At 41.9% G+C, this 14,543-nt stretch carries 12 protein-coding genes; 5 read left to right on the plus strand and 7 right to left on the minus strand.

Going from position 1 to position 14,543, the window contains the following annotated elements; translation table 11 throughout:
- The first annotated feature begins 430 nt into the window (after positions 1-430).
- From ACFOU2_RS24230 to ACFOU2_RS24240, 3 genes are all read left to right on the plus strand, one after another.
- Positions 431-619, plus strand: a complete 189-nt coding sequence (locus ACFOU2_RS24230) for a hypothetical protein (protein ID WP_377918898.1) — start codon at positions 431-433, stop codon at positions 617-619.
- A gap of 2 nt (positions 620-621) precedes the next feature.
- A complete protein-coding gene (gene bioA / locus ACFOU2_RS24235) occupies positions 622-1,983 on the plus strand; it encodes an adenosylmethionine--8-amino-7-oxononanoate transaminase (RefSeq protein WP_377918899.1) in 1,362 nt (453 codons plus the stop codon).
- Between the two features lie 249 nt (positions 1,984-2,232).
- Positions 2,233-2,454, plus strand: a complete 222-nt coding sequence (locus ACFOU2_RS24240) for a hypothetical protein (RefSeq protein WP_377918900.1) — start codon at positions 2,233-2,235, stop codon at positions 2,452-2,454.
- A 748-nt stretch (positions 2,455-3,202) separates the two neighbouring features.
- Here ACFOU2_RS24240 and ACFOU2_RS24245 read toward each other — a convergent pair.
- Positions 3,203-4,828, minus strand: coding sequence for a sodium:solute symporter family protein (locus ACFOU2_RS24245; RefSeq protein ID WP_377919172.1), 1,626 nt, complete (start codon positions 4,826-4,828; stop codon positions 3,203-3,205).
- Positions 4,829-4,948: 120 nt separating this feature from the next.
- Positions 4,949-5,509 (minus strand): choline uptake/conversion transcriptional regulator CudC, encoded by a 561-nt coding sequence (cudC, locus tag ACFOU2_RS24250; RefSeq protein ID WP_377918901.1) that lies wholly within the window; start codon positions 5,507-5,509, stop codon positions 4,949-4,951.
- Positions 5,510-5,844: 335 nt separating this feature from the next.
- Here cudC and betB point away from each other — a divergent pair, with 335 nt between their 5' ends.
- Both betB and ACFOU2_RS24260 read left to right on the plus strand, forming a co-directional pair.
- Positions 5,845-7,302 (plus strand): betaine-aldehyde dehydrogenase, encoded by a 1,458-nt coding sequence (gene betB, locus ACFOU2_RS24255; protein WP_377919173.1) that lies wholly within the window; start codon positions 5,845-5,847, stop codon positions 7,300-7,302.
- 40 nt (positions 7,303-7,342) lie between these two features.
- Complete coding sequence (locus tag ACFOU2_RS24260) at positions 7,343-8,551, plus strand: iron-containing alcohol dehydrogenase (protein WP_377918902.1); 1,209 nt, start codon at positions 7,343-7,345, stop codon at positions 8,549-8,551.
- A gap of 723 nt (positions 8,552-9,274) precedes the next feature.
- Here ACFOU2_RS24260 and ACFOU2_RS24265 read toward each other — a convergent pair.
- The 5 genes from ACFOU2_RS24265 to ACFOU2_RS24285 all read right to left on the minus strand — a co-directional run bounded on the left by ACFOU2_RS24265 (position 9,275) and on the right by ACFOU2_RS24285 (position 14,516).
- Complete coding sequence (locus tag ACFOU2_RS24265; RefSeq protein ID WP_377918903.1) at positions 9,275-10,486, minus strand: ArnT family glycosyltransferase; 1,212 nt, start codon at positions 10,484-10,486, stop codon at positions 9,275-9,277.
- Between the two features lie 57 nt (positions 10,487-10,543).
- Entirely contained in the window at positions 10,544-10,885 is a 342-nt protein-coding gene (locus tag ACFOU2_RS24270; RefSeq protein ID WP_377918904.1) for an EamA family transporter, read from the minus strand.
- On the minus strand, positions 10,882-11,232 hold the full coding sequence (locus tag ACFOU2_RS24275) for a DUF2304 domain-containing protein (protein ID WP_377918905.1): 351 nt from the start codon (positions 11,230-11,232) through the stop codon (positions 10,882-10,884). Before ACFOU2_RS24275 ends, ACFOU2_RS24270 begins: the two co-directional genes overlap by 4 nt.
- Before the next feature lie 4 nt (positions 11,233-11,236).
- Positions 11,237-11,944, minus strand: coding sequence for a glycosyltransferase family 2 protein (locus ACFOU2_RS24280; protein ID WP_377918906.1), 708 nt, complete (start codon positions 11,942-11,944; stop codon positions 11,237-11,239).
- 292 nt (positions 11,945-12,236) lie between these two features.
- On the minus strand, positions 12,237-14,516 hold the full coding sequence (locus tag ACFOU2_RS24285) for a S8 family peptidase (RefSeq protein ID WP_377918907.1): 2,280 nt from the start codon (positions 14,514-14,516) through the stop codon (positions 12,237-12,239).
- Positions 14,517-14,543 lie beyond the last annotated feature (27 nt).

Raw genomic sequence — 14,543 nt, forward strand, 5'->3', positions numbered from 1 at the left:
CCTTGTAGAAATTATGTCTAATCCTTTACTTGTCCATGTTAACTTGATGGCCATGAAGTTTACCCTATTGGGACTTTTCCTTCTTAAGTTAACGGGGTAGCATAGTTAAAGAAGAAGAATTTCTGAAAAAATCGTGGATAAGAATTTATTTTTGCACCAGAACCGACCAGCATCTTCTTTTATCCGCATCATTCTACCGCCTGCTCTGTAGCACATTCCTGATTCATGGTTATGTTCTATTTCCCCGACTCACACACTTGGAATCAATTTTAATTCTTGAAATTACAAATTCGTTATAGAATATTGAAAACTTCGAATTGTATAATTCGTTATCTTTATGGTATCATTCTTTTAAATGTTAACTATAATTTTATTTAGGTTAACAAAAAAAGAAAGGAAAAGACCAGTAGTGAGAACGCGGGTGGCAGTAATGCTAAGCTACGATGAACTGGGCAAGAAAAATAAGCGATATCTATGGAACTCTTTTACACAGATGAAAGAATGTGATGATGAAAAAAGAGGGAGAACGTATTTTGCTCATCTAACTTCTAAGCAAGAGATTGAACAATACATATATTACCTAGAAAAAGTACCAACTATATTAAAAATGGAGGATTGATTATGAATTTAATCGAAAAAAGCAAGAAATACCTGTGGCTTCCCTTTACCCAAATGAAAGATTATGATGAAAATCCTTTAATCATTGAAAGTGGAGAAGGAATTAAAGTAAAAGATATTGATGGCAACGAGTATTATGATGGATTTTCTTCTGTCTGGTTGAATGTACATGGACACCGTAAAAAGGAATTAGATGATGCAATTCGTGCCCAACTAGATAAGATTGCACATTCAACACTTTTAGGTATGACAAATGTACCGGCAACAGAACTGGCAGAAAAACTTGTTAAAATCGCACCAAAACCATTATCACGAGTGTTTTATTCCGATAGTGGTGCGGAGGCTGTCGAAATTGCGATCAAAATGGCTTTTCAATACTGGAAGAATATCGGATTTCCCCAAAAGCAAAAGTTTATAACGTTAAAGAATGGCTATCATGGAGATACAATTGGGGCAGTTAGTGTAGGTGCTGTTGATATTTTCCATAAGGTGTATGGACCATTAATGTTTGAAAGTTATAAAGTACCTGTACCTTATGTTTATCGTCATCCTTCTGGTGATGCCGAGATATGTCGTGATGAAAGTTTAGAAATCCTTGAAAACCTTCTTAAGGAAAAGCATGAGGAAATTGCAGGTTTGACAGTTGAATCAATGGTTCAGGGAGCAGGCGGTATGATAGTCATGCCTAAAGGGTATTTATCACGGGTACGCGAGCTTTGCGACAAATATAATGTTCTCTTGATTATTGATGAGGTTGCAACTGGCTTTGGGAGAACTGGAAAAATGTTTGCTTGCGAGCATGAAAACGTCTTTCCTGACTTAATGACTGCAGGTAAGAAAATTACAGGAGGGTATCTACCAATCGCCGTTACGTTCACAACTGAAAAGATTTATAAGGCATTTTATGATGATTATACAAAATTGAAGACGTTCTTCCATGGTCACTCCTATACCGGAAATCAACTTGGCTGTGCAGTAGCTTTAGCAAATCTTAAATTATTTGAACAGAATCAAATCGTACAGCAAGTTTCAGAAAAAGCTAACTATATTAAGGAACTCTTTGAAAAGGAATTATCTGTTCTGCCTCATGTTGGTGATATCCGTCAGCTTGGTTTTATGAGTGGTATCGAGCTTGTCAGAGACAAAAAAACAAAAGAGCCGTTCCCTTTTGAGCAAAGAGTTGGTTACAAAACAACACTTAAGATGCGTGAATTAGGGATGTTAACAAGACCTACGGGTGACGTCATTGTTTTCATGCCTCCATTAGTTAGTTCAAGAGAAGATCTTAAGGAAATGATTCACATCATGAAACGCGCAATCGAAATTGTTACAACTGAGGAGGCAAATTTACTTGTTACAACTTAACCTTTCTTGACTGAAGGGAAGGAGGAGCTTACTTCTATAAAAGAAGTGGGGTTATACAGAAATCTAAATGTACATAAAGTTCTGGTGCGAAAATCATTTGATAAGAAAATAGAACCTATATTGAGACTGTCGATTAACTAATAAAATATGTTCTTTCGCCATTTCTAACTCAAATATTTTAAAACTAACCACCTTTCACTCCATATGTACGGTAAAATGAGGCTATATACCACGTATGGAGTGATTATAATGTCTCACATTCAGTTTAAAACCTTTGGCCAATTAGCCCTCGCCGATTATGAAATCTTTTCCTCTATTCCCTCCCATCCGTTTTGGAGTCAAGTAGATCAAGTTATTGACTTTTCTTTTGCAGATGAACTCTGTGCTCCCTTATACTCCACTCAAGGACAGCGTCCCTATGCCCCTTCCTTAAAACTAAAAGTTCACTTCGTTCAGCTTAAAAAGTTATAAATATATTTATTTAATTATTAAACTCCAAGTCAAAAACTGAAATGAAATTAAGTATGCAGAATAAGTGATAAATGAATTCTCATTTTTATATTGTAACAAATTTGCTGTTAACCTTGTTCGACTAACGTATCCCGTTAGCCCCCCATGCTGTACTTTGCAGCACAACAGATGATGAAAATATCGTTTTTGTGTCTATACTGATGCTAAGTCTGGCGAGGAAGGTCGATACACTATGGTAGCCGTTAATCTGACTTCAGCGCCCACGGTGCACTACAGATTGTCACGCCCTATATGGGTAGCACGTACGGGAGATGAACCCTATTTTGGTTATTGCACCAGCCTATTCTATTTTACTCCACGGGACGAAAGGGTGTTACGTCATCTATTTTCAACCGCATATTGATTTTATGATCTTGGAGCTCATCCTTTTTTTTAAAAACATGTTGGCCGGATCTACTTAAGTATGGTCTTTTCAGATTTTGTTCCTGTTAAATTTTCACGGGAGTTAAAGAAAAAAAGTTAAACAACATTATTGTTTTTTCAACGAATTTATTGTGACTTAAACAACTTTATTGTGACTTAACAGACTTTTGAAACGTTTTTTGTTCTTGTAAAATACATTTACATTAAGTTAACTGAACATTATAACAATAAAGAAGGGATCTTTAAGATCTCCTCAACTTGTAGAGAAAAAATAAACCTTTCTCTACAAGTTGAGGCGGGCGTCATATATAACGCCTGCCTTTTCTTATTTCATCTTTTTTTGTTGATCCCCCATTTTCACTAACTTTCGTGGAGGGCATTTCTTTTTCGTTAATTCAGAAACGACAAAGATGGCAATAAAGGATAATACGGCCGCTAGTGTTCGAAACGGAAAGAGAACGACACCGTCTTCAATCATCGGATATGGAAGAAACGGCGGGATCCCAAAGGCCGGTTCTCCTCCTCCAAACCGTAGTATGACAGCGATGATTAATCCTGCTAATGAGCCGTAAAAATTGGCATTTCGATAAAAGAGTGCCATCGTAAGCTGAGGGAAAAGAATGCAGTACACCAGATCAGAGGCAAGATACCACAGTGTATAGACGCTCTTGACACTCAGCCCGATAATCATTGCGGTTACTCCAACAATAACGATCGAACGTTTGATGATTTTTTTTAATTCGTCATCTTTTGCTTTTGGTTTGACGAGAGGGCGATACACATTCCATGCAGCCATGGACGATGCCGATAGAATCGAAGAGTCCATCGAAGACATCACGGCTGCGGCTAACGCTCCTAACCCGATTGCTGCGACCCATTCAGGAGTTAAATAGCGCAATACATGCGGAAGTATGTTAGCCGGGTTTTCAGGAGGTTGTGTTCCGAATGCATTCCAATCGGCATTAAAGCCGATAATCCCAATCATTACTGCTGGAACAGCCGCAATTAGACAAATAACACCGGCGGTAATCGATAACCACATTGCCGTTTTTTCATCCCTGGCAGAGAGGACACGCTGGAAATATACTTGCCAGGCAATCCCGCCGAATATAAGCAGTAATGCATAATCCCACCAGTTCCAATACCAGTTTCCCCAGGCCGGGTCTTTCCATCCGTCAAGGGGAGGGAAGAGGTTCGCATAAGTGCCCAGTTCCTGTTTATAGTGATCCCACAAAACAGGAAGATCCCCAGGAACACTGGATAGGGCAAATGGAAGGACCAAAAAAAGACCAATAAGTAAAATGGACATTTGGAATAAGTCCGTATAGGCTACTGCCCACATACCGCCCATGACGGTGTACGCAATGGCGATTACCGCGGATAGAATAATAGAGGTGGTAAAGTCAATGTTTAGAATGGTCCCAAAGGTCGTACCAAGAGCGGTTAAAATGGCAGCACTCCAAAACAATTCACCAAGCAGAGCCGGAATATACAGAACGGCTGCTAGCTTAGCACCAAACCTTTGGGAGAGGGGATCAATCAAGGTCATAAACTCATAGCGCCTCATTTTCCTCGCATAAAAAATACCGCCTACAATTAAGCTCAATGCATATCCCCATGGCGCCTGTGCCCAAACAATGCCGCTTGCATACGTAGACTCGGCGGTTCCATTAATGTAGCCGCCGCCAACCCAGGTAGCAGCCATTGTAAACGTAGCGACAGTAAGAGGAAGTCCTCTTTGGGCAACCATCATATCTGATAATGTTTCCGATTTTTTAGCGGCCATGAAGGCACCGATATAATAGACAAATCCATAAAAAAGTAGCATCGAGATAAAACCGCCCCATTGAATATCCCGGTTTGTTACCCCGATGGAAATGAGCATGCCCAAGGCAACTGCACAAAAAAACAGAACCTTGGGCCACCTCGATCGGTTGGCCTCAGAAGTTATTTCTTTCACTGGTTTCGCTGTACTTGCTGCTTTTTCAAGCACTCACATCACTCCTTATTTTTTTAATATTCTGTTTTTTATAATGATGCGCGTCCCATTAGAGACGGCATATTACCGAAGTTATACATGCTCTTTTTCATCAATTGGTACGTATTTGAAAATCTCGTCTGTTTGAATCACTTTTACGAGTTTTTTTAGCCAGTGATAGTATGTCTTGGATTCTTCCAGTTGGTCAAAAATAATGAAAGCTTGTTGCTTGATGTCATCCGATACATCCTTTGAGTCCATGACACTTTGTAATTTCGCTTGGGCCCTTTGGACCGCTTCGAGATTGATAACGACTTCCCGTTCCCATTTCTTTGAAAAAAAGTTCTTAAAGAAACGGAAAAAATCTTTTTCAGCAATAAAGGTATGCTTGCGGCTCCCTTTACGAAAGGTATTTTTGACCATATTGAATTCTTGAAGTTTTTTCACACCGGAGCTCATGCTCGGCTTGCTCATACCGAGTTCCTCCCGCATTTCATCAAGCGACATATCTTCTTCAAAATACATGGTGCCGTACAACGTACCAACACTTCTAGTAACACCGTATAAATCCATGGTTTCAGCGATGGAGTCAATCACCAGTTTTTTTGCTTCTTCAATGGTGGATTGGGCTCGATGATCATGAGTTTGATTCAAATTTATTCTCCTTTCGCTTAATTCGTTAAGTTTGTTAAATTTTTTTTTACAAGTTCAATATTAAAGAATTTTTAAGAAATGTCAAAAAATTTTTTAGGAAAAAGTAAAAACGGGGGAGACATTTGTCATTAAAAAAGAGAAATATCGACGGTTCATTCATGCGATTTAAGGATAATTCAACAGAAAAATAAAAAATGAATTGAAAGAAAATATCGAAAATTTTATTTTGACGAATAAATCAGAAGTGTGTTACAGTGAAATCGTTAAAAATGTTAAATTTTTTTTTAACAAACTTAACGAATCAGGGAGGTACTGACTTGGCAGAAACGAAAAGAATGTACATTAACGGCGAATGGTTATTATCCGAATCAGGAGAAACAAGAGAAATCATTAATCCGTTTAATCGGGAAATCATAGCTGTCGTGGCAGAAGGAAATCGGAATGATGCCATAAAAGCCATTGAAGCAGCAAGAAAAACATTTGATCATGGTGAATGGGCATTCTCATCTTCGAGTGAACGAGCAGCCATCGTCCACAAAATAGGGGATTTGATTAGAAGAGATAAAGAAGAACTAGCTGCGTTAGAAACATTGGACACTGGAAAAACGATCATTGAAAGCCGAGCAGATATGGATGATATCACCAATGTATTCCAGTACTATGCAGGTCTTGCCGATAAGAATGGCGGTGACATCATTGCATCTCCAAATCCAAACTCGCAAAGCAGGGTAGTTCGTGAACCTATAGGAGTTTGTGGCCAAATTACCCCGTGGAATTACCCGTTATTGCAAGCATCGTGGAAGATTGCCCCGGCATTGGCTGCGGGAAATACCATTGTTGTCAAACCTAGTGAAATAACCCCATTAACAACCATCAAAATCTTCGAATTAATGGAAGAAGCAGGTGTCCCAAAAGGCGTCGCCAACCTTGTACTTGGAAGAGGAGACACAGTCGGAGCCGAACTATCGGAAAATCATAATGTGGATTTTATCTCCTTTACAGGCGGTATTGAAACAGGAAAGAAAATTATGCAAACAGCAAGCGGCAATGTGAAAAAAATTGCGCTTGAACTGGGAGGGAAAAACCCGAATATCGTGTTTGCGGATGCGGATTTTGAAACGGCTGTCGACCAGGCGCTAAACGCGGTATTTTTCCATGCTGGTCAAGTTTGTTCTGCAGGCGCCCGCCTTTTAGTAGAAGAAAGCATCCATGACCAATTTGTGGCTGAACTTGTTAAACGAGCAAAAAATATTAAGCTTGGAAATGGCTTCGATGAGGGAACTCAAAGCGGTCCGCTCATTTCGGCAGAACATCGTGCGAAGGTGGAAAAGTACGTAGAAATCGGCAAACAAGAAGGAGCAAAACTCGTCTTAGGAGGAGGACGTCCAAGCGGTCCTGAATTGCAAAACGGCTTTTTCTACTTACCTACCATTTTTACAAATTGCCATTCTTCCATGAGAATTATTCAGGAGGAAGTTTTCGGACCGGTTTTAACGGTGGAAACCTTTAAAACCGCAGAAGAAGTGACCACGCTTGCCAACGATACCATTTACGGGCTTGCGGGCGCCGTTTGGTCAAAAGATATCGAAAAGGCCGAATATGTGGCATCACGTCTAAGAATGGGCACGGTATGGATTAACGATTATCATCCGTATTTCGCTCAAGCACCATGGGGTGGCTATAAGCAATCCGGTTTCGGACGGGAGCTTGGACACTTGGGACTAGAAGAATATACAGAACTCAAACATATTTACCGCAATACAAAACCTGAGCCGGTTGGCTGGTTTGGGTAACACATACTTACTGGAAAAACAACAAGGAGGATGATGATAGATGAGCTTAAATATGAAAGTAGAGCATATGCATAAATTTCATACGTTTGAGGTTCCGACCGTTATTAAACACGGCATCGGATCGATCAAGCACCTGGGTGAGGAAGTTAAAAAAATGGGTGTGACAAAGGCATTGCTTGTGACAGACCCTGGGATCTACCATGCAGGTGTGGCCAACCCTGCGATTGAAAGCTTGAAGCAAGCAGATGTAGAGATTTTATTATTCAATAAAGTAGAACCAAACCCGCCGGTGAGACTTGTCAATGAAGGGTCTGCCCTTTATAAGCAGGAAGGCTGTGACGGTTTAGTCGCGATTGGCGGAGGTAGTTCGATGGATACGGCCAAAGCGATTGGAGTAGAAGTTGTGCATGGAGAAAGCGTTCTAGAGTATGAAGCAGTGGAAGGGAAAAAGCCGCTTGAACACCGTATTCCGCCGCTTACGACCATTCCGACAACAGCAGGTACAGGCTCTGAAGTTACGCAATGGGCCGTTATTACCGATGAAGAGCGACAATTCAAATTTAATACAGGCGGCCCACTAATCGCTGCGCACTTAACGATCATCGATCCGGAGCTCCACGTTTCCATGCCGCCGCATGTAACAGCCATGACAGGTATCGATGCATTAGCCCATGCGATCGAGTGCTATACGATGAAATATGCCCAGCCCATTACGGATGCAGTGGCCCTCATGGCAATGGAATATGTAGCCAAATACATTCGTCGTGCTTTTGCTGATGGAGAGGATTTGGAAGCTCGTTACGGGATGGCTCAAGCGGCTATGCTTGCTGGACTTTCATATGGAAGTGAATCGGCAGGAGCCGCTCATGCGATGAGCCAAACATTGGGAGGCATCATTCCGGTTGCACACGGACAATGTGTCGCGGCCATGATGGGACCTGTCATGGAGTTTAACTGGAAAGGAAATCCCGAAAAATTTGCACGTATTGCAAAGGCAGTCGGAATTGATACATTTCACATGACAACGGAAGAAGCTGCCAAAGCAGCCGTTAATTGGGTGTATGAGCTGGTGGAAGATTTAGAGATTCCAAGTCTTGAACAACAAGGCGTTCCGACTGATATGATTGAACGGCTGGCGAAAGAAGCGATGAAAGACCCACAAACAGTAGGCAATCCGCGTGATTTAAAAGAAAAGGACTATATATGGATTTATAAGCGTTGCTTTAATCTTGTGCCGAAAATGGTATAAGGATGAAAAAGCTGTCATCCCTTTCATAACAGGGTGACAGCTTTTTCAGGAGATGAATAGTAGTGTTTTGCATTTGAGATTCGTTAGATTGTCTTTATAAAAAGCAAGAAGCTAAGATTCGAAAAATCTGAGCTTCTTAAAGTAACTTGTTACAATCGAAGTAAAACCTTGTCCTGTTACCTTCACATTGTCACTCCTTTTACATTACCTTTTAAGGTTTGTTCGGTTCTGGTGCAAAAAACTTAAACTGATAGTATCAGTATGTCCAAGATTTAGAGATTCATTGCAATTATCTTGAAGTTTTTGAACCAGAACCAATTTTTGGAACTTGGGGTTAGAACGTTAGAGCCTGAAAACTATAAGTATCTTCCGAAACTGGCTCTCTCTTTTTAAAGAAGGCTTGATTTCTTTACTAATTTTGAACCTATCCTATAATGTTGCCGCGTTTTACAGGCTGATTCAATTTGATCATGCTTCCTTGTGATCGTTCCATCTGTTTTTGTTTCTTAGTTTCATAACGGCTAATTCTTTTCCGTGCTAAAATAGAAAAATCCCGTCGAGATTTATCTCGACGGGATTTTCGAAGTATTTCGGACGATGACAATGATGCCGATAACAGTAGCCATTGTTCCGCATGATTTTGTTAGCCATAAGCGGTTCACCTCTTATTCCTCCTGCGTTTATTAGCCGATAAGATGAAAGGAGGTGTATTGCGCTTTGCAACTAAGCCGCCATTTTTTTCTTGAACCGCATCAATTTCTGTACCGTCACCACAGCCCCATACGATCCAATGATGCACATGACAGGGAAGATGAAAGAGCCATAACGAGTCAACGGCAAGAACATATTTGAAAGTGCAACATAACTAATGAAGATGATAAATAAGCAAAGCAATGGCTTATGCTTACGGAATACAAAGCCCGTGATAAAGCTGCTGAAGACGACAAAGAAATGATCAAGATAAACATACAGTCTTGCAGGAGCTGCCAGAAATTCTTGATAGTTTCCGATTGGCTCAGGCTGCTGGAACATCCAAATCGTTTTGCCGAGCGTAAACCATGAGAACCAGAGCGCAAACTGATAGCGCAGGCCATCGATGATCCGAACGATGGCATACTCTCTTTGCTCCATTCCCGTTTCTCTCCACTTAGCGAGTAACGTTTCTTCCGGCATCATGTAATATGGGTTTGTACCGAGCAGCATCGGGTTCCCGGAATGGGATGAGAAAATGTATGGCGCACCAAGAACGATCAAGTTGCGGATGGACCATGGCAGGATAATGAAAAGAGGTCCAATCCACCAGAGTAATCCTATTTTTATGGCATTTTTAAAGCCTGTTTGATAGATGACGATGGCCCAGGCAAACAGCAGCATCGGCGCTGGAGTAGGGCGGAACATGATGGTAATGGACGCCGCAAACCCAAATAATATGTGCAGCTTCGTTGATTTTGTTTGAATCGCCACTATAAAAATGTAAATCGAAAGCATGAACATAAAAATGGATGGTGTTTCCGTCAGCATGGAACGGAAATAGTGAAGCGGCGCTAAATAGGTTCCATATAAAAGAGCACTTAAAATACCGATCCTTTCATTTTGGAATAATCGTTTTGGAATGGCATATATTAGCCAAACGGTTGCCATACTCAGTACCATATTAAAGAGACGAACCAACGTCATGTAATCAACGGAAACAGCGTCCGCCAGTAAGATGATGCCTGTTAAGTAAAATGGGTGCGAAGGAGTGACGTAGGCGTTCGACTCTTCAGCGTTATAGGCATATATGCCTTTTTCGATTAAACGGTGTGCCATTTCATCATATTTCTGGGCATCACGGCTTCCATGAAGGCTGAAGTATCCTGGATGCTCGATCAAGAAAAACAGATGGAGTGAGAAAGATAAAAGCAGCACAAGTATAATGGGTAACCCTTTTTTCATGGATGAGTGTCCCCCTTTCATCGATGTGACGGGAGGCAACGCCCTTTCCCTCCTTTTTTACTTTGCGATTAAATAGACTCCGAAAATAATGACGGCGATGCCAATCCATTGCTGAATGGAAATCGTTTCTTTAAAAATGAAATAAGCCGCCACAGCCCCGAATACATAGCTGATGCTTTGAAACGGATATGCCACGCTTAACGGCAGCTTGGATAAAATCACAAGCCAAAGACCGGTTGCCAATACATACAGAAAGGCTCCCCCGATAAAGAATGGGGAGATGACCAATGATAAGGCCGATTGCATATTCCATTCCTGGATAGATGAAACGGCTATCTTCCATAAAATTTGGCCTGTGACCAGCACGCAGATATTCAGTAAAACAAGTCCGTAAATCAAGATTTTTTACTTCCTTCGTTCTCATATTTTTGTTTCAGCAATGCATATTCCTGTGCCAATGAAACGAGCTGATGGTTCAGCTTGGACACTCTTCTTGTTAAATCAAACACCATGAAAAGCAAAAACAACAGGCCGAATAAGAAAAGAAGAGACGGTGCATAATAGACGCCGAGCCAATGTGCCAGCTTATTGATGATCGCTTCATTTGAGCTTAAAATACCGAGGCATACACATGTGATAATCCATAGAATAGAATACTTCGTTTCCAGAATGCCCCTTCTTACCGATTCAATAACGAAAATAAAAATGCCGACTACTATGAAAAGGGAAAGCCATATAATGCTCATATCTTCACTCCCTTACAATACGTTGAATGACAATGGATAACGTAACCTTTGTCATATAATAGATGGATTTCAAAGGAGTAATGGAAGAGCTTCCGCCTTGACGGGCTTTCATATGAACCGTAATCTCCTTGATGTTAAATCCTTTTCTCGTCAAGTGGATCAATACTTCCGGCTCGGGATAATCTTTCGGATAGTCAAAAGCAAAAAGGGAAATGATTTTTTTATTGATAGCCCGATAGCCCGATGTAGGATCCGTGAAGGTAAGTCCCGTGAGAAGGCGAAGCAACAAGGTAAAGTAATAAATGCCGAGACGCCGGGAAACAGCCCCTTTGTAATCTGTTTTCTCCAAAAAGCGGGAGCCGACGACCATATCCGCTTCTCCTGATAAAATAGGTTGAATCAAAGCATCAATTGAATCGGCATTATGCTGTCCGTCTGCATCGAATTGGATCGCGATATCATATCCGTGCTGATGTGCATAACGATAGCCTGTTTGAACGGCTCCGCCGATGCCGAGGTTGTATGGAAGATTAACGAGTGTCACATCTTCAAAAGATTCGACGATGGAAGCTGTCCGATCTTTTGATCCGTCATTTATGACACATATGTCGATAAACGGCCGCTCTTGTTTAATGATGAGCAAATCCCGCAATGTAGCGGCGATGGATTCTTCTTCATTGTAAGCAGGTACAATAATCAATGTCTTATTCATGTCCGAACTCCCCACCTTTCACAATGATTCTTTCTACTTGTCCTATTATATAATAGAATTCCTGTCATTTATAAGAAAATATGCAAGAAAATGTCGAGAAGGCACGAACTTGCCATCTGTCATCCATGTTTTTAAATAGGATAGGTGTCTGCTTTGATGGGTATTGACCACTGTCATGTATATGAATCTACGAAGACCTTTGTAAGCTCGTTCAAGATGAAAAAAACAGAAAGGCGCAAGTAGAAGAAGGACCTGTGACAGAGGTTGTTATCCTATTTATGTTCCTTTTATTTTACGATTGAATCGCTCTCACCCTCATGATCATCGCACAAAGCTGCGCACGGGTGACGGTTCCATTCGGGCGAAAGCGGGAGGCTTTTGTCACCACTCCCAGCTCCGTAAGCTGCTGAATCTCCTTATAAGCATAGTGTGAGGAAGGAATGTCCTCAAACGGATGAGCTTGTTTGATAGGTGCATCCAGCTTTAAAGATTTGGCCAAAATAAGAGCCATTTGCGCTCTTGTTAACGGGTTGTTCGGCTTGAAGATGGTATCGTATCCTTTCATGATCCCTTGTTCGTAAGCGGATGAAACGGACAGGAATCCTGGTGTTGTGACTGGAACGTCTTCAAACGGAGGCTCCAGTTGGGAAGGGATGGGCCATTGAAAGAACCGGTTCAGCATCATCATCGCATGGCGGCGGCTGACGGATTCGTTCGGATGGAAGGTCCCATCTCCATATCCGTTGATGATGCTGAGTTCAGCGGCTTGCTGAATCTCGTTATGGGCCCAAAAGGAAGAGGGGACATCCTTAAAGGATTTCTCCTCTTGCTTCTCACCCTGAATTTGAATCTGTCGCTCGGCTAGTAATCTTTGATTAGAGTCTGTCACTACGGTTTGTACCGATGCTTGTCCCTTAATAGAAGGAAGAGAGACGGTCATCACGTTGGCGGTGATGGGCCAGCTTTTTTGAAGAGTATCATTTACAAACAGCCATGCTTGTTTGTGCAAAAGGCTCGTTGAAAACCCGATCAAGTGAGAGGCCGGTTGAACGAGCGGCTGTCCGTTTTTCAATGTCAGCCACTCCATAACGTTCGGCTGTTTCCGGGCAAGCATACGCGCCTCTTCGATTTGAAGTAAGCCATAGCCTGTGTAAATGTCTGCCCCTGGTTCTTTGATATCCCGGGCGGAGCGGACGAGCATATGATAGACCGAGACGGCATCCAAATCAGGATGTTCAGCTTTCAAGAGTGCCGCGGCCCCGCTCACATAAGGGACTGCGAGTGATGTGCCGCGCATCGTTTCATATGAATTTTCTTTAAAGGTGCTGACGATATTCACCCCTGGTGCGCTGATGTCCACGTCCCATCCATAGTTGGCGATCGGAATGGGGACAGACTGATCTGTTATCCCGGTGACCGTAAGAACACCTGGATAAGAGGCCGGGTAAATGGTGCTTGTATCGGTTTGCTGATTGCCCGCAGCGGCCACAACGGTCATGCCGTGTTGGAGAGCTTTCATGACCGCTTCACGCAGCATGAGCGTTTCTCCTTTTCCTGCAAGGCTCATATTGACGACATCCACATCCATCTTCATGGCGTCGAGAATGGCCTGGCTAATGTCAAAGTCATCCCCGTTTCCGGATCGGTCCAATACTTTTAAAGGGATAATATCGACAGGAGCATTTCCGATGACTCCCGTGATGCCTTTTTCGTTATTGCCGCAGGCGGCCAAAACACCTGTCACAAATGTTCCGTGACCAAACGTGTCTTCTGCATATGGAAGGGATTCGGCATAATCATGTCCGAGACTCATTAACACGTTTTCGCAAAAGTCTTCATGAGAAGAGATTCCGGAATCAATGACAGCGACTCTTGATGCATATGTACCGTATATTTTCCGGAAAGATGGTTGTGATTTCCAGTCCTCCGTTCCCAGAATTTGTACACGTAAAGTACGAAATGCTTGCTTTTTAGGAAGCAAAACATCTATAGTTAAAAAGGCTCCCTCGTTTTCTCCGAGCAGTTTTCCATGCTCATCGAAAATTTTTATGGTCCAGGGGCCTTCAAAATGATTCAATGTGACCGATATTCTAGATAGCGGCATATTTTGGACGTCGATGTTCCATTCGTCGGCAGGAAGTGCCTGCCCTTCATAAAGGATTGTTTGACCGGTTTGTTCATCTGTCATCTTTAATCCTTTTAGAAGATTACGAGGCTTTTCTTTATAGGATGAAAGAGCAGACATGGCATGAATCTTTTCCAATCCCCATTGCTTGAATAGCAGAGGGTCGTCATAAGAGAAAACAGAGCTGGCTTGTTTCTGTTTGTTTGGCTCGATAAACCGGATAGCGGGAAATGCCTTGAGGCGATTTATGTCTTCTGCTGTTGCCGTCACCTTCCATTCATGTTTCTCTTGCTCCAGAATCTTGAGAGAAGATGATGGAATCATCTTTACCTCTTTATCATTTTTTAAGTGAATGATCCATTCCTGTTCACCGGCGGCTTTCGCTGTCAGAGGCATGGCGGAAATGAAGAATAAGATAAGGAATAAAAAAAAGTATGTTTTTGACATCATAAGTCTCCTTCAATAAAGAGTTCC

Origin of the sequence: Bacillus songklensis (assembly GCF_042649685.1) — a bacterium.
Classification (GTDB): domain Bacteria; phylum Bacillota; class Bacilli; order Bacillales; family Bacillaceae_H; genus Bacillus_BA; species Bacillus_BA songklensis.

What these genes read in the sequence shown, in the direction of transcription:
- ACFOU2_RS24240 (WP_377918900.1), top strand. Translation starts at nt 2,233, where the DNA reads ATGTCTCACATTCAGTTTAAAACCTTTGGCCAATTAGCCCTCGCCGAT.
- ACFOU2_RS24265 (WP_377918903.1), bottom strand. Translation starts at nt 10,486, where the DNA reads ATGAAAAAAGGGTTACCCATTATACTTGTGCTGCTTTTATCTTTCTCA.
- ACFOU2_RS24275 (WP_377918905.1), bottom strand. Translation starts at nt 11,232, where the DNA reads ATGAGCATTATATGGCTTTCCCTTTTCATAGTAGTCGGCATTTTTATT.
- bioA (WP_377918899.1), top strand. Translation starts at nt 622, where the DNA reads ATGAATTTAATCGAAAAAAGCAAGAAATACCTGTGGCTTCCCTTTACC.
- ACFOU2_RS24285 (WP_377918907.1), bottom strand. Translation starts at nt 14,516, where the DNA reads ATGTCAAAAACATACTTTTTTTTATTCCTTATCTTATTCTTCATTTCC.
- betB (WP_377919173.1), top strand. Translation starts at nt 5,845, where the DNA reads ATGTACATTAACGGCGAATGGTTATTATCCGAATCAGGAGAAACAAGA.
- ACFOU2_RS24260 (WP_377918902.1), top strand. Translation starts at nt 7,343, where the DNA reads ATGAGCTTAAATATGAAAGTAGAGCATATGCATAAATTTCATACGTTT.
- ACFOU2_RS24230 (WP_377918898.1), top strand. Translation starts at nt 431, where the DNA reads ATGCTAAGCTACGATGAACTGGGCAAGAAAAATAAGCGATATCTATGG.
- ACFOU2_RS24280 (WP_377918906.1), bottom strand. Translation starts at nt 11,944, where the DNA reads ATGAATAAGACATTGATTATTGTACCTGCTTACAATGAAGAAGAATCC.